Origin of the sequence: Oxobacter pfennigii, from assembly GCF_001317355.1 — a bacterium.
Lineage (GTDB): Bacteria > Bacillota > Clostridia > Clostridiales > Oxobacteraceae > Oxobacter > Oxobacter pfennigii.
Genome location: NZ_LKET01000032.1, coordinates 38,477 through 64,802, shown reverse-complemented (window position 1 = coordinate 64,802; position 26,326 = coordinate 38,477). Strand labels below are relative to the sequence as shown.

Sequence of the window (26,326 nt, the reverse complement as noted above, 5' to 3'; positions counted from 1 at the left end):
GTGAAAGTAATGGTATTTGACAAGGTAAAAGAAATTATAGTTGAGCAGCTAGGAGTGGATGCCGAAGATGTATCTTTGGAATCATCATTCATTGATGATTTGGGTGCTGACTCCCTTGATATAGTAGAACTTATAATGGCTTTAGAAGAGGAATTCGACTTGGAGATTCCGGATGAAGAAGCGGAGAAGTTCCCTACAGTAGGTGATGTAGTCGAATATATCAAAGAACATACAGAAAATGAATAATAAAAGTCCCGAGTAACTTCGGGGCTTTCCTATAAATATAGATAAAATAATTGCAGGAGGAAAAGATGAAGAAGAGAGTTGTGGTAACAGGACTTGGAGCTTTGTCACCCCTGGGAATTGGAACTGAGGAGCTCTGGAAAGGCTTGAAAAACGGCAAGTCCGGAGTTTCATATATAACCAGGTTTGACGCAACTGACTATCCTGCCAGGATTGCTGCTGAAGTTAAAGGCTTTGACGCCGAGAACTTTATGGACAAAAAAGAAGCAAAGAGGATGGATAGGTTCACTCAATTTGCCGTTGCTGCTTCAAAAATGGCACTTGGGGATGCTGAAATAAATAACCTTGAGCCTTCCAGAACAGGCGTAATATTAGGCTGCGGTATAGGCGGCATGGAAACTATGGAGGATCAGTATAACACCCTGTTTACAAAAGGACATAAAAGGATAAGCCCTTTTTTTGTACCCATGATGATAGGAAACATGGCCGCCGGACAGGTTGCTATGGCCTTTAATGCACAGGGTATCAATGAAACTATAGTCACTGCATGTGCATCGGGAACCAATGCCATTGGCGACGCCTTCAGGGTTATAGAGCGCGGAGATGCCGATATTGTGATAACGGGAGGAACCGAAGCTTCCATAACACCGATAGCCGTAGCAGGTTTTTGTTCATTGAAGGCATTATCAACAAGAAATGACGAACCGTCAAAAGCTTCCCGCCCCTTTGATAAAGACAGAGATGGCTTTGTAATGGGCGAAGGAGCCGGTATACTCATTTTAGAAGAGCTGGAGCATGCCTTGAAAAGAGGAGCTAAAATTTATGCCGAGGTTGCAGGATATGGCTCAAGCTGTGATGCTTACCATATGACTTCACCGGCACCGGGAGGAGAATTTGCAGCACAGGCAATGAAAAAAGCCATAGAGGATGCAGGAATAACACCTAAGTATGTAGATTATATAAATGCACACGGTACATCTACGGAATTAAACGATAAATTTGAAACCCAGGCAATTAAACTTGTATTTGAAGACCATGCGGATAAGGTAGCCATAAGCTCCACAAAATCAATGACGGGACATCTTTTAGGTGCGGCAGGCGGTATTGAAGGAGTTATAATGGCACTGGCAATAAAGAACAGCTTTGCACCGCCTACCATAAACTATGAGAATCAAGATGAAGAATGTACTCTTGATTATATACCCAATGCAGGCAGGGATATGAAAATAAATTATGCCATGTCAAATTCTTTTGGTTTTGGCGGGCATAATGCGGTAATAATATTTAAAAACTATTAATGAAATATCATATAGGGCGCAAATGGAATTGTCTTTATTGACATGATTTCTTTTCTGTGTCCTATAATTTTTGCGGAGGATATAATGCACAGCATAGATAACCAAAGGCTTAATTTAATAAATGAGCTGGAAGAAAAAACAAGATACGAGTTTAAGAATAAGCAGCTATTGAATATAGCTTTAACTCACAGTTCATATGCAAACCAATATGACCTTCCTTATGCTGAGCATAATGAAAGGCTGGAATTTTTGGGAGACTCCGTACTAAGCCTTGTTATAAGCGAGCACATATTCAATTTAAACAGGAGCAATACCGAGGGCAAGCTGACAAAAATGAGGGCGGGAATTGTGTGCGAGGCATCCCTTTATCAATTTGCAAAGGACCTGAATTTAGGTAAATACATGCTAATCGGCAAAGGAGAAGAGATGACGGGCGGAAGGGAGAGGACCTCCATTCTAGCCGATGCATACGAGGCTTTAATTGCTGCCATTTATATAGACGGAGGATATGATAAGGTAAGAAAATTCATTATAAGCAATTTTTCTGATATTTTGAACCTTTCGTCAGTTGGTGAGGTAATTAAAGATTACAAATCAAGACTTCAGGAGTTTGTACAAAAAGACCCGGGAGCAGTTTTGAGGTATGAAACTGAAAAAGAAGAAGGTCCTGCCCATAACAGATTCTTTTACGTCAAATTGAGCCTCAATGATAAGTTCATAAGCCGGGGAACGGGAAAAAGCAAAAAAGAGGCAGAGCAAGAAGCAGCTAAATTTGCCATTGAAGTATTAGGTGAAGAAAAATGAAAAAGCATTATATAATTCCTATCTTCGTACCTCATAAGGGCTGTACTCATGACTGCGTCTTTTGTAATCAAAAGAGGATAACCGGTCAGATTGGTAATGTAGACAATACCTTTGTTGAAGAGGAGATAAAAAAATACTTAAATACCATACCTAGGCTTGATAATTATATTGAAGTATCCTTCTTCGGAGGCAGCTTTACCGGTCTTCCTATTAATGAACAGATTGAGCTATTAAAACCGGCAAAAGCCGCCCTTGATAACAGCTTTATTGATGCAATAAGGCTGTCCACAAGGCCGGATTACATAAATGAAGAAATACTAAAAATTTTAAAAGAATACGGTGTTTCCATTATAGAGCTTGGAGTACAGTCACTGGATAATGATGTGCTGCAATTGTCAAACAGAGGTCACTCAAGGGAAGATGTTTATAAATCTTCTGCCCTAATAAAAGAATGGGGTTTCCGCTTAGGCCTTCAAATGATGATTGGCCTTCCGGGGGACAGTGAAAAAAAGGATATACAAACAGCAAAGGAATTTGTTAAGATCAATCCTGAGATGGTCAGAATATATCCTGCCCTCGTTATAAAAGACACCTATATGGAGGATATGTATAAAGAAGGTATATACACTCCTTTAACGCTAAGTGAAGCTGTTAATATATCTGGAAAGCTTTACCTTATATTTGAGAAGGCTGATATAAATATTATAAGGATCGGGCTGCAGCCTACGGAAAATATAACAGAGGGAAGGGATTTGGTTGCAGGACCCTTTCATCCGTCCTTCCGAGAGCTTGTTGAATCAAAATTATTAAACGACATGATCAGATATATGGCTTCAAATAACGCCATAAAATCATTTGAAATAGAAGTAAATGAAAAGATGCTTTCCAAGGTATATGCAGCAAAGAAATTATACTTCATGAATACCGTTAAAGCCTTGGGGATGAAGGAGATTAAGGTAAAAGTAAAAGAGGATATACCAATAGGCACCATAAGGCTTAAAAGTGAGGAAATAAGTCAAATATTGTCTATAAAAGACTATTCTTTAATAATATGAAAAAGAAGGAATTTATAACCAATTATAGAATATAATCTGTGGATGTATCTATGGAAAAAATTTCTATCTTTAATATTATTAGGGAGGTATATTCTATGGAAGTACTAAAAGTATCAGCTCAATCACAGCCTAAATCCGTTGCCGGTGCCCTTGCCGCCGTTTTAAGAGAAAGAGCAGTTGCCGAGCTTCAAGCCGTCGGTGCGGGAGCAGTCAATCAAGCAGTAAAAGCAATTGCCATAACAAGAGGGTTTGTTGCGCCCAATGGCATTGATCTTGTTGTCATCCCTGCTTTTGCAGAAATCGATATCGATGGGGAGGAAAGGACGGCTATTAAATTCATAATAGAGCCAAGATAAATAAAAACCTGCTTTAATTAGCAGGTTTTTATTTGGTGAGGTCGCTTTTGATGCGGTATAAAAGTTATTTCATCTTTAATTTGACATATTCTGCGTTAAAATTTAAAATGTTATTAAGTATATTTTTGTACATTTTTGTTTTGTATATTAGTCTGTTAGGGGGAGTTCGTATGAAATCAAAGCATAGGACTTTTTTTTATAGAATTGTAACCATACTAATGGTTTTAATATTTTTGCTTTCCGTCGTAGGAATAGGCATTGAACTACTTATAAATTACTAAAAGGAATATGGATTTAACAATACTCTAGTATAAATTGTCATGGGAGAGGTGCTGTCTTTGTATCTTAAAAAGATTGAGGTAAAAGGTTTTAAATCCTTTGCAGATAGAATAGAACTGGAACTGGATAAGGGTATTACAGGGGTTGTAGGACCAAACGGAAGCGGAAAAAGCAATATATCCGATGCCGTAAGATGGGTTTTAGGAGAGCAGAGCGCAAAAAGCTTGAGAGGCGGAAAAATGGAGGACGTAATTTTCGCCGGCACAGACATAAGGAAGCCCTTAGGCTATGCTGAGGTGGCCATTACCATAGACAACCAGGATAGCATGCTTCCTATCGATTACAGCGAAGTCATCATTGCAAGAAGAATGTACCGTTCCGGTGAAAGTGAATATTCCATTAATAAAGTTAACTGCAGGCTTAAAGACATTACTGAATTATTCATGGATACAGGGGTGGGCAGAGAAGGCTATTCAATAGTAGGACAAGGAAGAATTGATGAAATTTTAAGCGCCAAGCCGGAAGACAGAAGAGAAATATTTGAAGAAGCCGCCGGAATCGTAAAATACAAAACCAGGAAGCAGGAGTCTGAAAAGAAGCTGGATGCTACCGAACAAAATATCGTGAGGCTTGATGACATTATAAATGAGCTCAATAGCCAGCTGGAGCCTTTGATGATTCAGTCGGAAAATGCCAGGAAATTTTTGGATACCAGAGAAAAGCTTAAAGTATTGGAGCTTAATATTCATGTTATAAACATAGAGAAGATTAAAGAAAAATTAACGGGAGTAAATGACCTTATGTCTGGCCTTGAAGCCGAGTTTAAGGATAAAACCTCAAGAATTTCTGAAATAGACAATGAATACTTATCCGTTAAAGGCATCATTCAGAAAATGGATGAGAGCATTTCAAGAATGCAGCAAGAGATACATAACATTGATAATGAGATTGAAAGGCTTCAAGGCGAAGGCAATGTTTTGAATGAAAAGACCTCCAATATTGAAAAGAATATCATAAGAATAGATGAGGAAATAAAAAAAGAAGCCTGTGAAATAGACAAAATGAAAAAGAACTTTGAGGAAATAGATTTAAGCCTTACTCAGTCAACAGAAGTCTTAAAAGAGCAGATGGAGCTGCTTGAAGAGAAAAATAACCGTTTTGTGACATTAAACAGCAGTATTGCTGAGAAGAACGATTATATAGAAAATATGAAGTCCGAAGTCATAGAAATACTAAATATGATAGCTGATAAAAGAAGCTCCGTAAACAGTTATATTACATTTAAAAGCAATATAGAAAAAAGAAAAGGTCAGGCTGTTATCGAAAGCCAAGAAAAAGAAAAAGATAAATTACGATTGGAAAATGATTATGCTAAATGTAATGAGGAATTAAAAACATATAAGAAGAACCTGGAAGAGGAAAAGGACATAATTGAAAAAATCGAAAAGGGCAGAGCAGATACTTTTAATGAAAAAAAGAAAATAGATGAAAGAATATATGATATAAACGGCAAGCTTCAGTCAATGCAGGCACGCCATAGGGTGCTTCATGAAATGGAAGAGGATTTTGAAGGCTATAACAAAAGCGTTAAGGAGATAATGAAGCTTAGAAAGAATAAAAAGTATTCAGAGGGGATATGCGGTGTTGTTGCAGACTTAATTCATGTGCCGGAAAAATATGAGGTTGCAGCTGAAATCGCATTGGGTCCAGCCTTACAGAACATCGTCACTGAAAATGAAATGTGGGCGAAGGACTGCATTGAATACTTAAAAGAAAATAAATACGGAAGGGCCACCTTCCTCCCCCTGACCACCATAAAGGGGAGGGATATTTCTTCAAATGAGTCTCTGGTTAAAATCATGCCGGGCTTTTTAGGCTTTGCCAATGAGCTTATTACCTATGAAAAAAAATACTTTAATATCATAAAAAGCCTTTTAGGGAGAGTAATAGTGGCAGATAATATGGATAATGCCATTGGGATTGCAAAAAAAATAAGTTATTCCATGAAGGTAGTCACTTTAGAAGGGGAGGTCATAAACTCCGGCGGTTCTTTTACAGGCGGAAGTCTGAATCAAAGAACAGGTAACATATTAAGCAGAAAAAGAGAGCTTGAAGAATTAGAAAGAAATATTAAAAAACTCAATGAATCCCTTTATGTGGCAAACAAAAAGAAGGTTGAAATCGACAGTACATTGAATGAATTGGATATCAATGCAAAGGAAAGAACGGAAAAGAAACATTCTTTGGAAATGATGCTGACTACATTGGATAACAGGCTTACACAGCTTAAATCAGAAATCCAGAGGGCGGCAGCCGATATAGCTTCATTGAATACAGAAATAATTCAGCTTGACATGGAAAATGACGAGGTATCAAAGAAAATAACTCTTGAATCTGCTGAGTTAAGGGAATATGAAGCAAGGAGTTTTAACTTAAATACCGATATACAGAATGAACAATCGGGAATAAAGGATTTTCTTAATGATAAGGATGAACTTATAAACGAGATCACTTCCATAAAGGTAAAAGCAGCCCAATGCGAGCAGGAAATTGGCGTATATAAGGACAGGATCGAAGAAATAAATAATAATATTAATGAATACAACAGGGAAGTCCAAAATAAGATTGCCGAGAAGGAAAATTCGGCTAAGGAAATTGAAAATATAGCCCTGCTGATAAAGGAAAATGGCGATAAAATAAGCTCTTATATAAAAAAGGGAGAAGAGCTTAAAGTTATATTAACTGATGAAACAGAAAAGAGAGCTAAGAATATAACATCGCTGGAGGAATTCGAGGCAAAGAAGAAAAAAGGTACGGAGGAAATAGCATCTATTCAATCCGAGATCCATAAAGCAGACTTGCAAAAATCCAAACTGGATATGGAATTGGAGAGCATTCAAAACAAAATATGGGATGATTATGAGATAAGCTATGCTGCCGCAGTGAAATACAGAATTGAAATAACTAACATATCCCAGGCTGTAAAGGAAATAAACACTCTTAAGGAAGAAATAAGGGGCCTTGGTACCGTTAATATAAATGCCATAGAAGAATATAAGAAGGTAAAGGAAAGGTACGGCTTCCTCACAGAACAAAGGAAGGACTTAGAAGAAGCCAAGGATTCATTAAAGAAAGTGATAGTTGAAATGACGGATAAGATGAGGACCCAGTTTATAAAGAATTTTGAAATCATAAAAGAAAATTTTACCGTTACCTTCAAGCAGCTATTTGGCGGCGGAAGAGCAGAACTAGTAATAGTTAACCCTGAAAATATGTTGGAGAGCGGTATAGATATAATTGCCCAGCCTCCCGGCAAAAAGCTTCAGAACCTGACTTTGTTATCCGGCGGAGAAAAGGCATTGACTGCCATTGCATTGTTGTTTGGTATTTTAAGAATGAAGCCTTCTCCTTTCTGTATATTGGATGAAATTGATGCTGCATTGGATGATGTCAACGTGGCAAGATATGCAAGATTCCTTAAGGAATTCTCGGAGCAGACTCAGTTTATAACCGTAACCCACAGAAAGGGCTCCATGGAGGCAGCAGACGTATTGTACGGCGTAACCATGGAGGAAAAAGGGGTATCCAGAATAGTTTCAATTAAATTATCTGAAAAGGCAAGCTAGAAAGGAGTTATTAAAATTGAGCGAAGGTTTCTTTTCAAAACTGGTATCCGGACTTACAAAGACCAGGGATACCATCACAAAGAGAGTTGAGGATTTGATTAATTTTTCGAGCGCTATAGATGATGACTTATATGAGGAGCTGGAAGAAATACTTATAACTAGTGATATCGGTGTAACTACAACCACAAGAATAGTGGATACACTTAAAGCTAAGGTAAAAGAAAACAAAGTAAAGGATCCATCAGAGGTAAAATACCTTCTTAAAGAAATTTTAAATGAGATGCTTCAAAAAGGTGATGAGGCAGTTTTAGAAGTAAGGACTCCCTGCGTCATCATGATAGTGGGAGTAAACGGTGTAGGGAAGACCACATCCATCGGAAAGCTGGCGAACAAATATAAGACTCAAGGCTATAAGGTTTTGATTGCCGCGGGGGATACCTTCAGGGCGGCTGCAATCGATCAGTTAAATGTCTGGGGAAGCAGGGCAGGAGTTGATGTTATAAAGCAGCAGGAAGGTTCCGACCCGGCAGCAGTAGTATTTGATGCGGTGCAATCTGCAAAGTCAAAAAAGGTGGATATACTTATCTGTGATACTGCAGGAAGGCTTCATAATAAGAAGAACCTGATGGAAGAATTAAAGAAGGTAGACAGGGTTATAAGCCGTGAATATCCTGAGAGCAGCAGGCTGACATTTTTGGTTTTAGACGCTACCACAGGACAGAACGCAGTATTGCAGGCAAAAGAATTTAAGAATGTATGTGATATAAACGGCATCATCTTAACAAAGCTTGACGGTACGGCAAAGGGAGGAATTGTTATTGCCATTAAAGAAGAGCTTAGTGTGCCCGTAAGATTCATAGGCGTAGGCGAAGGAATGGAGGATTTACAGGAATTTAACTCAAAGGACTTCGTCGAAGCATTGTTTTAGGTGTTAAGTAAAAATACTTGACACTTTAACTTGGATTTGATAATATTATTAAGGTTTTAAATTGCGTTTATATATGAGATATATAATATTCTGCAAAAATTATATGGTGGAGATTATATATTATGGATAAAGTTTTGGAAATAAGCCTGTTATATGATTTTTACGGCCAGATGCTCACAGACAAGCAAAGGGATATAATTGAGCTTTATTACAATAATGATCTTTCCTTAAGTGAGATATCCGAGGCTGTAAATACATCCAGACAGGGTGTCTATGACCTTTTAAAGCGGAGTGAAAAGATACTCTACAATTACGAGGAAAAATTAAAGCTTTTAAAAAAGTTTATGGATCATAAAAACAAAGTTTTGGAAGCATATAAGTTATTGGATGATATGGGAAACAGTCCTGAAGTTAACAAAGTAAAAGAGATTTTAGGCGAAATAATAGAAACTGAAATGTAGGAGGTCGGGCAATGGCTTTTGAAAGTCTAACTACCAAACTGCAGGAGACCTTTAAAAAATTAAGGGGCAAAGGAAGGCTAAATGAAAAAGATGTAAAGGAAGCCATGAGGGAAGTAAGGCTTGCCCTTTTAGAGGCGGACGTAAATTATAAAGTAGTAAAAGAGCTGGTAAGCAAGGTAAGCGAGAGGGCTGTAGGGGCAGAGGTTATGGAAAGCTTAACCCCGGGTCAGCATGTTATAAAGATAGTTAATGAAGAGCTGGTTTCTTTAATGGGAAGCGGCCAAAGCTCAATTGTTTTCAGCAAGACTCCTCCCACAAAGATAATGCTGGTGGGATTGCAGGGAGCAGGTAAAACCACCATGGCAGGGAAACTGGGCCAGCTGTTAAAAAAGCAGGGAAAAAGGCCGCTTTTAGCAGCCTGTGATATTTATAGGCCTGCAGCCATAAAACAGCTGCAGGTGGTGGCAGAAAAGCTGGAGCTGCCTGTATTTTCAATGGGTGATAAAAACAGTCCAGTTGATATTGCAAAGGCTTCTATAAGCTATGCTGAAAGCAATAACAATGATGTGGTTATAATAGATACTGCAGGAAGGCTTCACGTAGATGAAGAATTGATGCAGGAGCTTGTGGATGTAAAAGAAGCAATTAAGCCTGATGAAATTCTATTAGTGGTGGATTCCATGACAGGCCAGGATGCTGTAAATGTAGCCGAAACCTTTAATTCAAAGCTTGATATAACAGGAGTTATACTTACAAAACTGGACGGCGATACAAGGGGCGGTGCCGCATTATCGGTGCGGTATGTAACGGGAAAGCCCATTAAATTTGCAGGTATAGGCGAAAAATTAACTGATATAGAAGTATTTTATCCTGACAGGATGGCATCAAGGGTCCTTGGCATGGGCGATGTTTTAAGCTTAATTGAAAAGGCACAGGATGCCATAGATGAAAAGAAGGCCTTAGAGCTTTCAAAGAAAATGATGAAGCAGGAATTCACCTTTGATGATTTCTTAGACCAGATGCAGCAGATGAAGAAAATGGGTTCCATAGGAGATATATTATCCATGATACCCGGTGTGGATTCTGCAAAAATGAAGGATGTAGAAGTTGATGAAAAAGAAATGGCTCATGTTGAAGCTATTATAAAGTCAATGACAAAGGATGAAAGAAGAAGTCCTCAGCTTTTAAAAAGCGGAAGCCGCAGAAAGAGGATTGCCTCCGGCAGCGGCACAAAAATACAGGATGTAAACAAGGTAATAAAGCAGTTTGAACAAGGCCAGAAGATGATGAAACAATTTTCCGGCATGATGAAAAACCCCAAGAAGGGAAAATTCAAATTCCCTTTCTGATGCTTAAAATATGCTAATCATAAGAAGGAGGTGAGGCAAGTGGCAGTTAAGATAAGACTTAGAAGAATGGGAGCTAAAAAGGCGCCTTTTTACAGGGTGGTTGTAGCAGATTCAAGATTCCCAAGGGATGGAAGATTCATTGAAGAATTAGGATACTATAACCCAATTACAGAGCCTGCAACTATCAACATAGATGGAGAAAAGGCAAAGGATTGGCTTAAAAAGGGTGCACAGCCGTCTGATACCGTTAAGAGCTTATTAAAGAGAGCCGGTATTATAGATACAAACGTATAATACTTGAACTGGGGGTGTAAAATATTGAGAGAACTAGTTGAAATAATAGCAAAATCTCTTGTTGACAGCCCTGACGAGGTCCAAGTTAGTGAGATTGCCGGGGAACAGTCTGTTATTCTTGAGCTCAGGGTTGCGCCGGATGATATGGGAAAAGTAATAGGCAAACAGGGCAGAATTGCTAAAGCAATAAGGACTGTCGTAAAAGCTGCTGCAACCAAGGAAAACAAGAGGGTTGTGGTGGAAATAATATAGTAAAAAAGGGTTAGGGCATCCTAATCCTTTTTACTCATTACGTGGGCCCAGCATGGGCGCAATTTAATTAATTGTAATTTAGAGGATTGGTGTTTATTTTGGTAGAATACATGAGAATAGGCAAAATTGTAAATACTCAGGGAATAAAAGGGGAAGTAAGAGTTATACCTCTTACAGAGGATATTAACCGCTTTGATGATTTGAATTTTGTCTTTTTGGATGATGAAAAGCTTGTTAAGCTTGAAATTGAGCAAGTAAAATATCATAAGAATTTCGTACTGATAAAATTCATGGGCTATGATGATATGAGCAAGTCAGAAACACTTAAGGATAATTATATTTTAATTGACAGGGCCAATGCCATAAAGCTTCCTAAAGGGAGCTATTTCGTATCAGATCTCATAAACTTGTCTGTCTATGAAAAGGATGTTTTTTTAGGAAAGATAATAGATATTCTTACAACGGGAAGCAATGATGTATACATTGTAAAGGACAAAGATAGGGAAATACTTATACCTGCCTTAAAATCCGTTGTAAAGGAGATTAATATAAATGAAGGAAAAATGGAAGTAGAGCTTCCGGAAGGATTGATGGAATAATGGTAATAGATATATTGACATTGTTTCCGGAAATGTTTTCACCATTAGAATACAGTATAATAAAAAGAGCCAGGGATAAAGATATAATCAAAATAAATTTATACAATATCCGGGACTTTACATTGGATAAGCACAACAGGGTGGACGACTACCCCTACGGCGGAGGCTCGGGAATGGTGATGATGGCCGACCCCATTTACCGTGCCATGGAACATATTTGCAGGGATAAAATAAAAAAGCCCCGAACCATATTGATGACTCCCGGAGGGGAAAAATTTAACCAAGGCACCGCAAAGGAATTGGCAAAAGAGGAAGAGCTTATATTTATATGCGGACATTATGAAGGAATTGATGAGAGAATTATGACTTTGATTGACTGCCAAGTTTCCATAGGTGATTATGTAATAACCGGCGGAGAGCTGGCAGCAATGGTTGTAATAGACAGCGTGTCCAGAATGGTACCCGGGGTTTTAAGCTCAAAGGAGAGCTATGAGGAGGAGTCCTTTTTTGACGGACTCTTAGAATATCCTCAATACACCCGCCCGGAAATTTACAGAGACATGAAGGTGCCGGAAGTATTATTAAGCGGCCATCATGAAAACGTTAATAAATGGAGAAGGTATCAATCGCTCAAGAAAACTTACAGATTAAGGCCGGATTTAATAGATTACGGCAAGCTTTCAGATAAAGATAAAAAGATGCTTTTGGATATAGAAAATGAAGAGCAGGATATTTAGTTATTGCATATGGAAAATTGTTATGCTATAATATCAACGTGTTTGATTACGGGCGGTCCTCTGCGGTGAGGTTACCGGAATGAACGTCTATGATGGAGGGAGGGAACATATATGGATTTAATCAGAGAAATCGAAGCTCAGCAGCTTAAGACAGATATCCCTGAATTTGCTATTGGAGACTCCGTAAAAGTAAGCCTTAAAGTAAAGGAAGGTAACAGGGAAAGAATTCAGGTATTCGACGGCACTGTTATTAAGAAACAGAACGGCGGATTAAGAGAAACTTTCACTGTAAGAAAAATATCCTACGGAGTAGGTGTGGAAAAAACTTTTCCAATTCACTCTCCCATTATACAGGGTATTGAAGTTACAAGAAGAGGTAAAGCAAGAAGAGCCAAACTCTACTACTTGAGAGAAAGAGTTGGAAAGTCTGCTAAAGTTAAAGAAAAGGTATTCAGATAATTAAAAGAAGGGACTGTAAATGCAGTCCCTTTTATATTATTATGGATATGGATATAATTACATATAAAACAACTAAAGAATAAGTCAGGGTGATGATATGAACATACAATGGTATCCCGGTCATATGACAAAAGCAAAGCGCCAAATGGCGGAATCCTTAAAGCAGGTGGAACTGGTAATTGAATTACTGGACGCAAGAATACCAAAGAGCAGCAAAAATCCGGACATTGACAGCATATGCGGCAATAAGCCAAGGATTGTACTTTTAAATAAAAGCGATTTGGCCGACAGTAATATAAATAAGCAGTGGATTAACTATTATAAAAACCTTAATCTTCAATGCCTGGAGATTAATTCACTTACAGGCAGCGGGCAAAAAGAACTGACCAAAGCCATAAATGATATGTTTCAGGAAAGAAATGCACGATTAAAGGCAAAGGGTATTATTTCAAAGCCTGTAAGAGCCTTGATTGCAGGAATCCCAAACGTGGGAAAGTCCTCCCTTATAAACCGCCTGGCGGGAAAAGCCAGCACCAAGACAGGGGATAGGCCGGGGGTTACCAAAGGAAAGCAGTGGATAAAAATAGGCAGTAATCTTGAACTTATGGATACTCCGGGAATATTATGGCCTAAGTTTGAGGATGAGGAAGTGGGCTTTAACCTGGCATTTACAGGAGCCATAAGGGATGAAATTATGGATATTATCGAAATATCCATAAAATTCATTGAAAAGATTAAACTGATCTCTCCAGATAGTTTGAAATCAAGATACAAGCTTGATGATTTGGAAGGGGAAGAAGCGGACATTTTAGATAAAATCGGAAAAAACAGAGGCTGCATAATACAGGGCGGACAGGTGGACCGTGAGAGAACCGCCAACATAATATTGGATGAGTACAGAGGAGGAAAGCTAGGCAGGATATCTTTGGAGATGCCTTAATATTTATATTTTATGAGGGGTTTATATGGACATTGCAAAATTGACTATCAAAGAAATAACTACGCATATTGAAAATTCCGATGCTGAGAGAAGAAAAGAATTAATTGAAATATTGAAAATGGATACCAGAAGTGCGGTACAGAATTTATTAATCAAGCTTTCTAAAAAAGAAGACAGGGACAGAAAAGAAATTGAAAGACTTGAAATCATGAAAAGTTTTGAATACCAATACATAAAAAGGGGAGCAAGATATATTGCAGGCATAGACGAGGTGGGACGAGGCCCTTTAGCCGGGCCAGTATATGCATCGGCGGTAATTCTCCCAATCGAATGTGTTATAAAAGGGATAAATGATTCTAAAAAATTATCCCCCCAAAAACGCAGCCTATTATACGAAGAAATAAAGGAGAAGGCTGTATGCTATTCCACAGGCTATTGTGATGAAAAAACAATTGATGAAGTAAATATATTAAAAGCCACCTTCAAAGCAATGAAACAAGCCGTAGAAGGATTAAGTATAAAACCTGATGTGCTATTGATAGATGCTGTAAAAATACCTGATGTTGATATTTTTCAGGTACCCATCATAAAGGGGGATGCTAAATCCTTTTCCATTGCAGCCGCTTCCATAGTAGCAAAGGTGGAGCGTGACACTGTAATGGATAAATACCATGAATTATTTCCTCATTATAATTTCATAAGCAACAAGGGCTATGGTACCCAAGACCACATAGATGCCATAAAAAAACATGGTCCATGCAATATACATAGAAGGTCCTTTATAGGCTCCTTTGTTTAAAAAATTCCTTAGTTTTAAAGTCCGGCCAAAAAAGAGAGGAGAGTAAATGTTAATGATTTCTAAAAGGGAAAAAGGAAATCTTGGCGAAACTGCAGCTCTTAACTATCTTATACAAAACGGCTATGTAATACTTGAAAAAAATTTCAGTACTAAATACGGAGAAATTGATATAATTGCCCGTGATAATGACTATATTGCTTTTATAGAGGTAAAAACCAGAAGGGACGAAAAATGGGGTTTGCCCAGCGAAGCTGTGACCTTAAACAAGCAGTGCCGCATTGCCAGAATGGCTATGCTCTACATTGCAAAAAAAAGGCTCAATGACGAAAATTTCAGATTTGACGTTGTGGAAGTAATTTTAAGCGACAATGAAGTAAAGTATTTAAGACTCATAAAAGACGCTTTTCAGATAGATTTCACTATGTAATTAGAAAAGGAAAATGAAAGATACCATTATTCACCGGATATCTCTTTATGCGGATTGATAAGAATAGCTATACGGGATATCGATGTATGGCCGGGAAGTACAGACTTTGCCTTCCTTGAAATGAACATGCACAGAGTTTACCTTGGGGGTTTTCCTTCAATGAAAATGCGACCAAACTATATGAGCGTATAGGCTTTAAACCCGAAGGTTGCCTTTTCAAATATTGAAGAATTTATCGAAGACGAGGTCAATATCAATGAGATTTATGAAGTTGAAATTGATTGTGAAGCGACTGGAGATGGTTTTAGAACAGCCCCGAGCTCCTTCCCCATAATTTGAGCCTGAAATTCTATATAAAAGAATGTAATGTGCCAAAACCATATGATATCTGGTGGAAGGTTCGAAACGTTGGCCCTGAAGCCGAAAGAAGAAACTGTATCAGAGGGGATCTCCTGAAAACCAATTTACCCGAAAGAAAAGAATCAACCACTTTTTTTGGATCGCATTATGTTGAGTGCTACATCATAAAAAATGGCGTATGTGTTGCGAATGGGCATATTGATGTTCCAATTGGGCATTCGTAAAGTATAAAGATAGGCGTCATCCCTTGCGTGACAACGCCTATCTCTAACATAACAATACCGGTTTGATCTTGCAGTGAATAACTTTTGGACTTATTTGCGAAGGTGTTTTTCACAGACATGCAGAACTCCCGGACGGCACATGTTTTGATGTGCCGGTTTACGGACTTTTAAAGGAGGATTTAAGATAATTTTACAGCAATAAGAAAAACGATGTACATATGATTAACAACATATACATCGCTTTACAAAAAATCAAATATATTGTTAGTAAATTTAATTTACATTGTGCCGAATAGCATCCTCAACAAAAGCATTGAGAGAAATACCGCGTGCAGAAGCTGCGAGGACTGCTTTTCGATGTAATTCGGGTTGAATACGAACATTAAAGGTACCTTTGAAGGGTTTTTCCGGCAATTTGCCATTTTGTTCGCAAAACTCCAAATATTCATCAACGGCATTGTGAAAGTCTTCAATAAGAGATTTAACACTGTCACCCTCGAATGAAATTAAATCTTTTATGCCGATGACTTTTCCGTGAAATATTTCGCCTTCTTCGGAAAACTCGACGCTGCCGATATAATCACGATAATGAATAAAATTGCTCATAACAATCCCCTTTCTTTTAAAGCTGTTATAACATCTTCCACCTGATATGGTTTAAGTATATTTGTCGGATGAGGCTTGTGAAGACGGATATAATCCTTATCACTATTAGAAAAAGCAATTCTAGAACCGCTGGTTTTGCCAAGATTCACTTGTTTATATTCAAAATAACCGAGTAGAGTAACTAATTCTTCACAAGTAAAGTCTTTTGGTTTTGATAATAGGCGCTCTACCAGTTTTTCTTTTTTACTCAATATCCGCCTATTTATATTATATCCATTATTTATAAAATAATGCAACTGTTTTTAGTTGCAAAATTAGTATTTAAGCAAAGTTAATAATAAAATTACTAAAAACATCCTAGAATGATGAAAAACTTGGCAAAATAAGTATCTGCATAGATTAAAGAAGGATTTGACAAAAAAAGAATAAATTTATCAAAGGATATGTCTTCAAACAAAGTATATATCCTTTTCTGTTTTATTTTTAATCCTGATCAAGATATTTTTGTTGTCGGGTTTTAGCCGTGTCTACCCTGTTTTTGTTTTAAATAACTTTTGAACGGCAATAATGAGACCAGGAGGGGTCAAAGATGATAAGCAAAGTGTATACCTGCGCCCTTATGGGAATTAACGGGCTCATTATTGAAGTGGAAACAGATATATCAAACGGCTTGCCGGGCTTTACCATTGTGGGATTGCCGGATGCTGCCGTAAAGGAATCAAAAGAGAGGGTTAGATCATCAATCAGAAATTCCGGTTATAACTATCCGGTAAAGAAAATAACGGTGAACCTTGCACCGGCTGATGTCAGAAAAATAGGTCCATGCTATGACCTGCCAATTGCCATAGGCATATTGGCATCAACGGGCCAGGTATTGATGTCTGATATAAGCGATTATGTATTCCTAGGAGAGCTGTCATTAGACGGCAGGGTAAAGCCGGTAAACGGTGTTCTATGCATGGCTGCTGAGGCTGAGAGAAAGGGCTATAAAAAAATAATAGTGCCTTTTAAAAATGCCAACGAAGCGGCTATTGTAAAAGGGATTGAAATTTATCCCGTTTCAACTCTTAAAGAAGCCATAGAAATTTTAAATAATCCAACGGGATGCCTGCCTTATGAACCTGAGAAAAATATCTATAATTCACAGCTTAGGTTTTATGATGATTTTTTGGATATAAAGGGTCAGGAAAGCGCAAAGCGGGCCCTTGAGATCGCTGCAGCCGGTGGGCACAATATTGTAATGATTGGACCGCCGGGCTCGGGAAAAACAATGCTGGCTCAAAGGCTTCCGGGAATACTTCCCGATATGTCAAGGGAAGAAGCTATTGAAATAACTAAAATCTACAGTATAACCGGGTACCTTGACCCGGAAAACGGAATTGTCGATAACAGGCCCTTTCGCTCTCCCCACCATACCATAACTTCAATTTCCTTGGTAGGTGGAGGTAAGGTTCCGCGTCCGGGAGAAGTATCTTTAGCACATAACGGCGTGCTTTTTTTAGATGAGCTTCCGGAGTTTCACAGAGATGCACTGGAGGTATTAAGGCAGCCTATCGAAGATGGCAGGGTAAATGTATCAAGGGTGAACGGAAGTTTAACATTCCCTTCATCATTTATGCTGATAGCGTCTATGAATCCCTGTCCCTGCGGCTTTTTTAATGATCCTGTAAGGGAGTGCACCTGCAATCCTGTGTCTATAAGAAAATACTTAGGGAAGATTTCGGGTCCCCTTTTGGACAGGATAGATATACATATTGAAGTATACCCCGTAAAATATGATGATTTGGAAACAGAAGCAGCAGGAGAGAGCTCTGATATAATACGCAAAAGGGTAAATGAGGCAAGAAAGAGGCAGCTTAAGAGGTATAAGGACTATAATATTTACTGCAATGCACAATTAAGCGCTGCTATGATAAAGAAATACTGCAAAATAAACGATGAATCAAAGAAAATGATGAAGTCGGTATTTGAAAGATTGGGCTTAAGCGCCCGGGCATATAATAAAATACTCAAAGTTGCGAGAACTATTGCGGATATTGAAGGTGAAGAAAATATTAATACCAGCCATATAGCAGAAGCTATACAGTACAGGAGCATGGATAGAAAATACTGGGAGAGCGGTATGTAAAGGGTGAGAATATGGATAATCTTTTGTATTATTACTGGATAACCACTATAAAAGGAATAAGTACACGTAAAATATATAAGCTTTTAGAGTATTATGGGGATATTAAAAGCCTTTGGAATACTATTCCCGGTGAGTTAAAGGATATACCCGGAATGCCCGAAACCCTTGCTTATAATATAATCAATAGACGAAATGAAAATACATTATTAAAGGAAATAAAAGAAATAAAATCAAAAGGAATCGATATAATTACTGTAGACAGTGAAAATTATCCTGAAAATTTGAAGAATATATACGAGCCTCCCATTGTATTGTATATAAAGGGAAGCTTTAAAGAATGCAGGGCTTATTTGGGTGTCGTAGGCTCGAGAAAGTGCAGCTCCTTTGGAAAGACCATAACAAGAAACATGGCAAAGGGATTAGCAGAATACGGCATAGGTATAATAAGCGGCATGGCAAGAGGAATTGACACCCAGGCGCATTTTGGAGCACTGGATTCTGATGGCTACACCTGCGCTGTTGTAGGCTGCGGATTAGATATAGTTTATCCTCCCGAAAATAAACTATTAATGAAGGAAATTATTAATAGGGGCGCCGTTGTATCGGAATATGTACCGGGAACACAGCCTTATGCCTATAATTTTCCCGAGAGAAACAGGATAATAAGCGGTTTATCCGATGCTTTGCTGGTGGTGGAAGCAGGAGAAAAGAGCGGTGCATTGATTACCGTTGACTTTGCAATCGAACAGGGCAAGGATGTATTTGCCGTGCCCGGCTCCATTTTATCCTCAATATCTAAGGGCACAAACAAACTCATAAAGGACGGAGCTAAAATAGTTACTGATATAGATGATATATTGGAGGAATTTAAAATAGATATAAAGTACAATAATATAAATGAAGAAAAATTAAGTGAAGCTGAGAAAATGATACTAAGTGAAATAGAAAATGCACCAGTGCAAGCCGACAAACTGCTACATAAAATGAAGCTTAAGATAGGTGAGTTTAATTCTGTTTTAACTTCTTTAGAACTTAAGGGCATTGTAAAAGTGCTTCCCGGAAAATACGTAATAAGAATATTTTAAAAATTAATATGTACTAAATAATAATTTATTTGTTATAATACAACGTATATAAACATGAAAATTCTGGAGGTAATAGAATGGCTAGTACTTTTGTAATTGTGGAGTCGCCGGCTAAAGCCAAGACAATAGGTAAACTCTTGGGCAAGAAATATATCGTCGAAGCCTCCATGGGACATGTAAGGGATTTGCCAAAAAGCCAGTTTGGTGTTGATATAGAGAAAAATTTCTTACCTAAATATATAACCATAAGAGGAAAAGGGCAGATAATAGACAATCTGAAGAAACAGGCGAAGAAAAGCGACAAGGTGCTTTTGGCGACTGACCCTGACAGGGAAGGTGAAGCCATATCCTGGCATCTTGCCAATCTTTTGGGTGTTGATGAAGACAAACCTTGCAGAATAGAGTTCCATGAGATCACAAAGAATGCAATTCTGGATTCCTTAAAACATCCAAGGGCTATAAATAAGAGCCTGGTGGACTCGCAGCAGGCAAGAAGAGTTTTAGACAGACTGGTGGGATATCAGATAAGTCCTATACTGTGGAGAAAAATAAAATGGGGATTAAGCGCAGGAAGGGTACAGTCTGTCGTTGTAAAGCTCATTTGTGACAGGGAGAATGAAATATTAAGCTTTGTTCCCGAGGAATATTGGAGCATTACCGCAAAATTAAATAAGGCAAATTCAAGGGAAAACTTTGAAGCCAGGTTTCATGGTGATGAAAAAGGGAAAATACAGATAAACAATAAAGAAGAATGTGAAAATATCATAAAGGGTATAAAAAACGGGCAATTTGTGGTAAAGAAGGTTAAAAAGAGTGAGAAGAAGAGGTACCCCTCTCCCCCCTTTACAACGAGCTCACTGCAGCAGGAGGCCTATAAGAATTTAGGCTATTCGACCAAGAGGACCATGATGATAGCCCAGCAATTGTATGAAGGCATAGAAATAAAAGGCCATGGTACCATAGGTTTAATTACATATATGAGGACGGATTCCACGAAAATATCCGATGAAGCTCAAAGTCAGGCACGAGAAATTATAGAAAAGGAATACGGAAAGAAATATATGCCCGAGACTCCCAAGCAATATAAATCCAAAAAGGGGGCTCAGGAAGCCCATGAGGCAATAAGGCCTACATATTCCACAATTCATCCTGACAGCATAAAAGGTTCATTAAAGGATGAGCAATATAAATTATATAAGCTTATATGGAACAGGTTTATTTCAAGCCAGATGTCAGAAGCCGTAATGGATACGGTAGCAGTGGATATAGAAAATAACGGCTACATTTTCAAAGCCAACGGAAGCAAAGTAAAATTCCAGGGCTTTATGGCTGTATATGCAGTTGCTGATGAAGAAGACGAAGAAAATACAAATATACCAGAATTAACAGAAAATGAAACCCTGAAATTAAAAAAACTGGAGGATAAACAGCATTTCACCCAGCCGCCTCCAAGATACACCGAAGCTACACTTGTTAAAACATTGGAGGAAAACGGCATAGGAAGGCCCAGCACTTACGCTCCCATTATATCTACTGTTATAGACAGAAATTACGTGGAGAGAGAAAAGAAGAATTTAAGGCCGACAGAGCTGGGCAGAGTGGTAAACGATATCATGAGCCAGTATTTTACCCGCGTAGTAAATGTAGAGTTTACCGCCGATATGGAAAGACAGTTGGATGATATTGAAGAGGGAGAGAAGGAGTGGGTTCACGTTGTGGAGGAATTTTATGATTCCTTTGCTCCCGAATTAAAGCAGGCTGAAGAGGAAATCGACAAGATAATGATAGTCGAGGAACCTGAGGTTACAGATATAAAATGTGAAAAGTGCGGAAGATTTATGGTAATTAAGAAAGGCCGCTTCGGTAAATTCCTTGCATGCCCGGGATATCCCGAATGTAAGCATACAAAGCCTCTTTTAGAAGAACTTGATGTATCATGTCCGAGGTGCGGCGGTAATATAATTGTAAGAAGAACTAAAAAAGGAAGGAAGTTTTACGGTTGCAAAAACTACCCGGCATGCAATTTTATGTCATGGGATGAACCTGCAAAAGAGAAGTGCCCTAAATGCGGCAGCATGATGGTCAAAAATTTTGCTAAAGGCAAAGGAGCAAGGCTTATTTGCTTAGACGAAAATTGCAAGAATGAAATACCGCTGGAATCAGCCAAAACAGATGAAGAGAGCAACGATTTATAGCATTATTAAATGATTTTGTACAGAATTGCATTTTTTGTTGTATCTCAATTGGCATTGTGATATTATAGAAATAATATACCTTTTTTCATTAAGTATTTAAAAATCTTTTGTTGGAGGAGTGGAGATGTTTAAAGCTACTACCATAGTGGCAATCAAATCCGGAAACAAAGGAGCAATTGCAGGCGATGGTCAGGTGACCTTCGGAGAGAATACTATAATGAAAAATACTGCAAAAAAAGTCAGGAGGATATTTAACGATAGAGTGCTGGTTGGATTTGCAGGGTCGGTAGCTGACGCTATGACATTATCGGAAAAATTTGAGGAAAAGCTGGAACAGCACAGCGGAAATCTTCAAAGAGCCGCAGTGGAATTAGCTCAGGACTGGCGCATGGACAACATTATGAGAAAACTTGAAGCCCTTATGATAGCATTAAACGACGAACACATATTGATAATATCCGGAAGCGGAGAAGTAATCGAACCCGACGACGGAATAGCTGCAGTCGGCTCAGGTGGCATGTTCGCACTTGCAGCAGCTAGAGCATTAAAGGAAAATACAGAATTGACTCCAACTGAGATAGTCAATAAGTCATTGAAGATTGCGGCTTCTATATGTGTTTATACAAATGACAATATTATTAGTCATGAATTGTAAGGGGTGATTTTTTGGAAGAGTTGACTCCTAAAAGAATTGTTGAAGAGCTTGACAAATATATCATTGGTCAGGATGATGCTAAAAGAAGCGTAGCTATAGCATTAAGAAACAGATACAGAAGGAGTAAACTGCCCAGAGAACTTCAAGAAGAAATTTTACCTAAAAATATTTTGATGGTTGGTCCTACCGGCGTTGGAAAAACCGAAATTGCAAAAAGGATTGCAAAATTGGTCAACGCTCCTTTTATAAAAGTAGAAGCTACCAAATTCACCGAGATTGGATATGTTGGCAGAGATGTTGAATCCATGATAAGAGATTTGGTGGAAGAATCCATCAGAATGGTAAAAACCGAAAAAATCAATGAAGTTAAAGATAAAGCAGTATATTTGGCAGAAGAATGCATTTTAGATATATTAATGCCTAAAAAGCAGAAATCTTCAGCCTATAATAACCCTTTTGACTTTATATTCAACACCCGGGATGATGCTGAAGAACAGCAGTCCGACGAATATGAGGATGATTCATATGAACTCATGAATAAAAGGGCTGAGATTTTAAAAAAACTTAAGAATCGTGAAATGGAAGATTTCTATATTGATATAGAAGTAGAGGAAAAAAATTATTCTACCATAGAAATGATTGGGCTGGGCAATGAAGAAATGAATGTGAACGTACAGGATATGTTCGGCGGGATATTCCCTAAAAAGAAGAAGACAAGAAAAGTCACCATAGAAGCAGCCAGAAGGATATTCGAGCAGGAAGAAGCCCAAAAACTCATTGATATGGACGAAGTTGCCGATGAAGCTCTTAAAAGAGCAGGGGAAAACGGAATAATTTTTATTGATGAAATTGACAAAATAGCCGGAAAAAATTACAGTTCCGGACCCGACGTATCCCGCGAGGGCGTTCAAAGGGATATTCTTCCCATAGTTGAAGGCAGCACAGTCATAACAAAATACGGACCTATAAAGACAGATCACATTCTTTTTATCGCCGCCGGGGCTTTCCATATATCTAAAATAACAGATTTGATACCCGAACTTCAGGGAAGATTTCCAGTGAAAGTAGAACTTAAGAACCTTACAAAGGATGATTTTAAAAAGATACTGATCCAGCCTAAAAACGCAATAATAAAACAATACTGCATGTTAATGGAAACAGAAAATGTCCGTCTGATTTTTGATGACACTTCCATTGAAGAATTAGCTGCAACAGCATTTCTTATTAATGAACAGACAGAAAACATTGGTGCAAGAAGGCTTTATACAATATTGGAAAAGCTTCTTGAGGACATATCCTTTAATGCATCGGAATACGATGATAAGACATTTACCATTGACGGTTACTATGTAAAAAATGCACTTTCAGGCATTATACGAAATAAAGATTTATCAAAATTTATTATTTAACATGATAGGAGGAAAAGGAGATGACAACACTTCTTGAAAAAACAAGAATGTTAAACAGGGTATTGCAAAAATCAGGTGCGGAACCGGTTTCCTTTGATGAAATCTGCAATCTATTAAGCAAAGTTTTAATATGCAATGTTTATCTTGTAGGCAAACAAGGGGATGTGCTGGGCTATAATTTCTCCGAAGGCTTTGAATGTGAAATAGTTCAGGAGAAGGTTATAAAAGAAATGAAATTTCCTGAATCATATAATGATACACTATTGGATATAGAAGAAACCATGGCAAATGTGGTGGCACATGATGTCTGTGTTTTAGCCGACGGTTTTAAATGTACCAAGAAAAACAAGCATTCAACTGTGGTCCCCATAAACGGCAACAGGGAAAGATTGGGCACCATGGTTATAGCAAGGTACAACAAGGAATTCGAAGAGGATGACTTAGTATTGGCAGAATATGCATCAACCATTGTCGGTATGGAAATTATCAAATCCAAAAATGATGATATGATTGAACAGGAAAGAAAAAAGGCAATTGTTCAGTTGGCCATAGGAACCTTATCCTATTCGGAATTGGAAGCCGTCGAGCATATATTTGAAGAGTTAGAGGGAAAAGAAGGGCTGCTGGTTGCAAGCAAAATAGCGGATAAGGTTGGGATAACAAGGTCTGTTATAGTAAATGCACTAAGAAAGTTTGAAAGTGCCGGCGTAATAGAATCAAGGTCTCTTGGCATGAAAGGAACCCATATTAAAATATTAAACGAAAAATTAGTTGAAGAACTCAAAAAGATTAAGTAATGCTCGCATCTGCGGGCATTTATTTTTGTAAAAAAGAATATACTGCTAATTAATGGTTAAAATATTATAGTCTGATTTAAAATTATTCTTTGAAAAATAAATATTGAAGTGAAAAAACAGTTATGATATACTACTACAGTGAGTAAAATACACACGTTTCACAATCTTTGAACCGGTGCCATACTTGGTCGTTTGAAGAGATGCGTGAAGCGGAGGAAAATAACCAGGAGGTGAATGTAAATGAGCGTTATATCAATGAAACAATTATTAGAAGCAGGTGTACATTTTGGACACCAGACAAGACGCTGGAACCCTAAAATGGCTGAGTACATCTTCACTGAAAGGAACGGCATTTATATCATAGACCTACAGAAAACTGTAAAGAAGATTGAAGAGGCTTATGATTTTATCAAATCCGTTACTGAAGAAGGAAAGGATATTCTCTTTGTAGGTACAAAGAAGCAGGCCCAGGAGTCAATCCATGACGAAGCATTAAGGTCCAGTATGTACTATGTTAACAGCAGATGGCTGGGCGGTATGCTTACAAACTTCAAAACCATAAAGACAAGGATTGAGCGCCTTAATACTCTTGATGCCATGGAGCAGCAAGGTACATTTGATGTACTCCCTAAAAAGGAAGTTATCAAGTTAAGAGCCGAAAAAGAAAAGCTCGAAAAGAATCTTAACGGAATTAAAAATATGAAAAAGACTCCGGGGGCATTATTTATAGTTGACCCTAGAAAAGAAAAAAATGCCATACTGGAAGCAAAGATTCTGGGTATACCTGTTGTAGCTATTGTTGATACAAACTGTGACCCGGAAGAAGTTGATTACGTAATTCCCGGAAATGACGACGCAATCAGAGCGGTAAAATTAATAACTGCTAAAATTGCAGATGCTATTATAGAGGGAAGACAAGGCGAGCAGCTGGCAGAATAAATAAGCAGGTAAGGGTTAAACGGAAATTAAGGGGTTTCCCTTGCGTTAACCCTTACCTTTTATAATTTAAGGGAGGAAAAAATATGATCACTGCTGAAGTGGTAAAAGAATTAAGAGAGAGAACCGGAGCAGGAATGATGGACTGCAAAAGAGCTTTGAGTAGCGCTGACGGCGACATGGAAAAAGCCATCGAAATTTTAAGGGAAAAAGGTCTTGCTGCTGCTGCCAAAAAATCCGGCAGGGTGGCATCAGAAGGTCTTGTTGAAACATATATTTCTGAAGACGGCAAATACGGCGCTGTTGTTGAAGTAAACTGTGAAACTGATTTCGTTGGAAAAAATCAGGACTTTATCGATTTTGTAAAGAATGTAGCTAAACAGGCTGCACTATCAAAAGCTAAAGATGTGGAAGAGCTTTTGAGTGAAAAGTATATTGCAGGCGAAGGTACTGTAAAGGATATTTTAACTGAATTAATCGCTAAAATCGGCGAAAATATGAATTTAAGAAGATTTGAAAGATTTGTTAAAGAAGATAAGGGCATAATAAAAGACTACATACACGGCGGCGGCAGAATCGGTGTTATGCTCCAGCTTTCATCAGACAGCGAAGCCAACTTAGATGAACTTGCAAAGGACATAGCTATGCAGATAGCTGCGGCAAATCCTCAGTATATTTCAAAAGATGAAGTAACTGAAGACGTAGTTGAAAAAGAAAGAGAAATTTACAAGGTTCAGGCCATGAATGAAGGCAAGCCCGAGAACATTGCCGAAAAAATGGTTATAGGAAGACTTCAGAAATTCTTTAAAGAAGTATGCCTTATTGAACAATTATGGATAAGAGATCAGGACTACACAATAGGCAAATTGGTTGAAGAGAAATCAAAACAGTCCAGTTCAAAAATTACTATTAAAAAGTTTGCAAGATTTGAAAAAGGTGAAGGTATAGAAAAGAAAAGTGAAGATTTTGCAGCTGAGGTTCAGGCACAGATTAATCGTTCCTGATACTAAAAACAGAAAACTGAG

Annotated in this window: 27 protein-coding genes and 1 pseudogene; 26 read left to right on the top strand and 2 right to left on the bottom strand. The window is 38.0% G+C overall.

Annotated elements, in window-relative coordinates:
• Positions 1-9 precede the first annotated feature (9 nt).
• The 18 genes and pseudogenes from acpP to OXPF_RS23640 form a co-directional block, all read left to right on the top strand.
• On the top strand, positions 10-246 hold the full coding sequence (acpP, locus tag OXPF_RS10440; protein WP_054875155.1) for an acyl carrier protein: 237 nt from the start codon (positions 10-12) through the stop codon (positions 244-246).
• 65 nt (positions 247-311) lie between these two features.
• Positions 312-1,541: a beta-ketoacyl-ACP synthase II gene (fabF, locus tag OXPF_RS10435; protein WP_054875154.1), complete on the top strand. Its 1,230-nt coding sequence runs from the start codon at positions 312-314 to the stop codon at positions 1,539-1,541.
• Between the two features lie 84 nt (positions 1,542-1,625).
• Positions 1,626-2,345: a ribonuclease III gene (gene rnc, locus OXPF_RS10430; RefSeq protein WP_054875153.1), complete on the top strand. Its 720-nt coding sequence runs from the start codon at positions 1,626-1,628 to the stop codon at positions 2,343-2,345.
• The gene (locus OXPF_RS10425; protein ID WP_054875152.1) at positions 2,342-3,400 is read left to right on the top strand and encodes an elongator complex protein 3; all 1,059 of its coding nucleotides are present in this window, start codon (positions 2,342-2,344) and stop codon (positions 3,398-3,400) included. Before rnc ends, OXPF_RS10425 begins: the two co-directional genes overlap by 4 nt.
• A 95-nt stretch (positions 3,401-3,495) precedes the next feature.
• Positions 3,496-3,756: a stage V sporulation protein S gene (locus OXPF_RS10420; protein WP_054875151.1), complete on the top strand. Its 261-nt coding sequence runs from the start codon at positions 3,496-3,498 to the stop codon at positions 3,754-3,756.
• A gap of 338 nt (positions 3,757-4,094) precedes the next feature.
• Positions 4,095-7,661, top strand: a complete 3,567-nt coding sequence (gene smc, locus OXPF_RS10415) for a chromosome segregation protein SMC (protein ID WP_054875150.1) — start codon at positions 4,095-4,097, stop codon at positions 7,659-7,661.
• 16 nt (positions 7,662-7,677) lie between these two features.
• Positions 7,678-8,589 (top strand): signal recognition particle-docking protein FtsY, encoded by a 912-nt coding sequence (gene ftsY / locus OXPF_RS10410; protein WP_054875149.1) that lies wholly within the window; start codon positions 7,678-7,680, stop codon positions 8,587-8,589.
• A gap of 122 nt (positions 8,590-8,711) precedes the next feature.
• Positions 8,712-9,050 carry a putative DNA-binding protein gene (locus OXPF_RS10405; protein WP_083479836.1) on the top strand — a complete coding sequence of 113 codons (339 nt, stop codon included), beginning with the start codon at positions 8,712-8,714 and terminating at the stop codon, positions 9,048-9,050.
• Between the two features lie 11 nt (positions 9,051-9,061).
• Positions 9,062-10,399, top strand: a complete 1,338-nt coding sequence (ffh, locus tag OXPF_RS10400) for a signal recognition particle protein (RefSeq protein ID WP_054875147.1) — start codon at positions 9,062-9,064, stop codon at positions 10,397-10,399.
• A gap of 39 nt (positions 10,400-10,438) precedes the next feature.
• Positions 10,439-10,693, top strand: a complete 255-nt coding sequence (gene rpsP / locus OXPF_RS10395) for a 30S ribosomal protein S16 (RefSeq protein ID WP_054875146.1) — start codon at positions 10,439-10,441, stop codon at positions 10,691-10,693.
• Between the two features lie 24 nt (positions 10,694-10,717).
• Positions 10,718-10,945: a KH domain-containing protein gene (locus OXPF_RS10390; protein WP_054875145.1), complete on the top strand. Its 228-nt coding sequence runs from the start codon at positions 10,718-10,720 to the stop codon at positions 10,943-10,945.
• Positions 10,946-11,043: 98 nt separating this feature from the next.
• The gene (gene rimM / locus OXPF_RS10385) at positions 11,044-11,544 is read left to right on the top strand and encodes a ribosome maturation factor RimM (RefSeq protein ID WP_054875561.1); all 501 of its coding nucleotides are present in this window, start codon (positions 11,044-11,046) and stop codon (positions 11,542-11,544) included.
• Positions 11,544-12,281 (top strand): tRNA (guanosine(37)-N1)-methyltransferase TrmD, encoded by a 738-nt coding sequence (gene trmD / locus OXPF_RS10380; protein ID WP_054875144.1) that lies wholly within the window; start codon positions 11,544-11,546, stop codon positions 12,279-12,281. Before rimM ends, trmD begins: the two co-directional genes overlap by 1 nt.
• A 111-nt stretch (positions 12,282-12,392) precedes the next feature.
• Positions 12,393-12,740 (top strand): 50S ribosomal protein L19, encoded by a 348-nt coding sequence (rplS, locus tag OXPF_RS10375; protein ID WP_054875143.1) that lies wholly within the window; start codon positions 12,393-12,395, stop codon positions 12,738-12,740.
• 97 nt (positions 12,741-12,837) lie between these two features.
• Entirely contained in the window at positions 12,838-13,680 is an 843-nt protein-coding gene (gene ylqF, locus OXPF_RS10370) for a ribosome biogenesis GTPase YlqF (RefSeq protein WP_054875142.1), read from the top strand.
• A 25-nt stretch (positions 13,681-13,705) separates the two neighbouring features.
• Positions 13,706-14,479, top strand: a complete 774-nt coding sequence (locus OXPF_RS10365; RefSeq protein WP_054875141.1) for a ribonuclease HII — start codon at positions 13,706-13,708, stop codon at positions 14,477-14,479.
• Between the two features lie 52 nt (positions 14,480-14,531).
• A complete protein-coding gene (locus OXPF_RS10360; RefSeq protein ID WP_054875560.1) occupies positions 14,532-14,906 on the top strand; it encodes a YraN family protein in 375 nt (124 codons plus the stop codon).
• A gap of 329 nt (positions 14,907-15,235) precedes the next feature.
• Positions 15,236-15,490 (top strand): annotated as a pseudogene (locus tag OXPF_RS23640) (nucleotide-binding domain-containing protein); the annotation flags it as partial.
• Between the two features lie 273 nt (positions 15,491-15,763).
• Here the strand turns inward: OXPF_RS23640 and OXPF_RS10350 are convergent.
• Both OXPF_RS10350 and OXPF_RS10345 read right to left on the bottom strand, forming a co-directional pair.
• On the bottom strand, positions 15,764-16,096 hold the full coding sequence (locus OXPF_RS10350; protein WP_054875139.1) for a type II toxin-antitoxin system HicB family antitoxin: 333 nt from the start codon (positions 16,094-16,096) through the stop codon (positions 15,764-15,766).
• Positions 16,093-16,347, bottom strand: coding sequence for a type II toxin-antitoxin system HicA family toxin (locus OXPF_RS10345; RefSeq protein ID WP_054875138.1), 255 nt, complete (start codon positions 16,345-16,347; stop codon positions 16,093-16,095). The genes OXPF_RS10350 and OXPF_RS10345 overlap by 4 nt, the downstream gene beginning before the upstream one ends.
• A gap of 338 nt (positions 16,348-16,685) precedes the next feature.
• On the opposite strand from OXPF_RS10345, the gene OXPF_RS10340 reads away from it, so the two are divergent.
• From OXPF_RS10340 to tsf, 8 genes are all read left to right on the top strand, one after another.
• A complete protein-coding gene (locus tag OXPF_RS10340; RefSeq protein WP_054875137.1) occupies positions 16,686-18,224 on the top strand; it encodes a YifB family Mg chelatase-like AAA ATPase in 1,539 nt (512 codons plus the stop codon).
• An 11-nt stretch (positions 18,225-18,235) separates the two neighbouring features.
• Positions 18,236-19,309, top strand: a complete 1,074-nt coding sequence (dprA, locus tag OXPF_RS10335) for a DNA-processing protein DprA (RefSeq protein ID WP_054875136.1) — start codon at positions 18,236-18,238, stop codon at positions 19,307-19,309.
• 77 nt (positions 19,310-19,386) lie between these two features.
• The gene (gene topA / locus OXPF_RS10330) at positions 19,387-21,504 is read left to right on the top strand and encodes a type I DNA topoisomerase (protein ID WP_054875135.1); all 2,118 of its coding nucleotides are present in this window, start codon (positions 19,387-19,389) and stop codon (positions 21,502-21,504) included.
• A 124-nt stretch (positions 21,505-21,628) separates the two neighbouring features.
• Positions 21,629-22,159 carry an ATP-dependent protease subunit HslV gene (hslV, locus tag OXPF_RS10325; RefSeq protein WP_054875134.1) on the top strand — a complete coding sequence of 177 codons (531 nt, stop codon included), beginning with the start codon at positions 21,629-21,631 and terminating at the stop codon, positions 22,157-22,159.
• 11 nt (positions 22,160-22,170) lie between these two features.
• Positions 22,171-23,568 (top strand): ATP-dependent protease ATPase subunit HslU, encoded by a 1,398-nt coding sequence (hslU, locus tag OXPF_RS10320; protein WP_054875133.1) that lies wholly within the window; start codon positions 22,171-22,173, stop codon positions 23,566-23,568.
• A 20-nt stretch (positions 23,569-23,588) separates the two neighbouring features.
• Positions 23,589-24,365: a GTP-sensing pleiotropic transcriptional regulator CodY gene (gene codY, locus OXPF_RS10315; protein ID WP_054875132.1), complete on the top strand. Its 777-nt coding sequence runs from the start codon at positions 23,589-23,591 to the stop codon at positions 24,363-24,365.
• Positions 24,366-24,605: 240 nt separating this feature from the next.
• A complete protein-coding gene (gene rpsB, locus OXPF_RS10310) occupies positions 24,606-25,304 on the top strand; it encodes a 30S ribosomal protein S2 (protein ID WP_054875131.1) in 699 nt (232 codons plus the stop codon).
• A gap of 83 nt (positions 25,305-25,387) precedes the next feature.
• Positions 25,388-26,305: a translation elongation factor Ts gene (gene tsf, locus OXPF_RS10305; protein WP_054875130.1), complete on the top strand. Its 918-nt coding sequence runs from the start codon at positions 25,388-25,390 to the stop codon at positions 26,303-26,305.
• Positions 26,306-26,326: the final 21 nt, after the last annotated feature.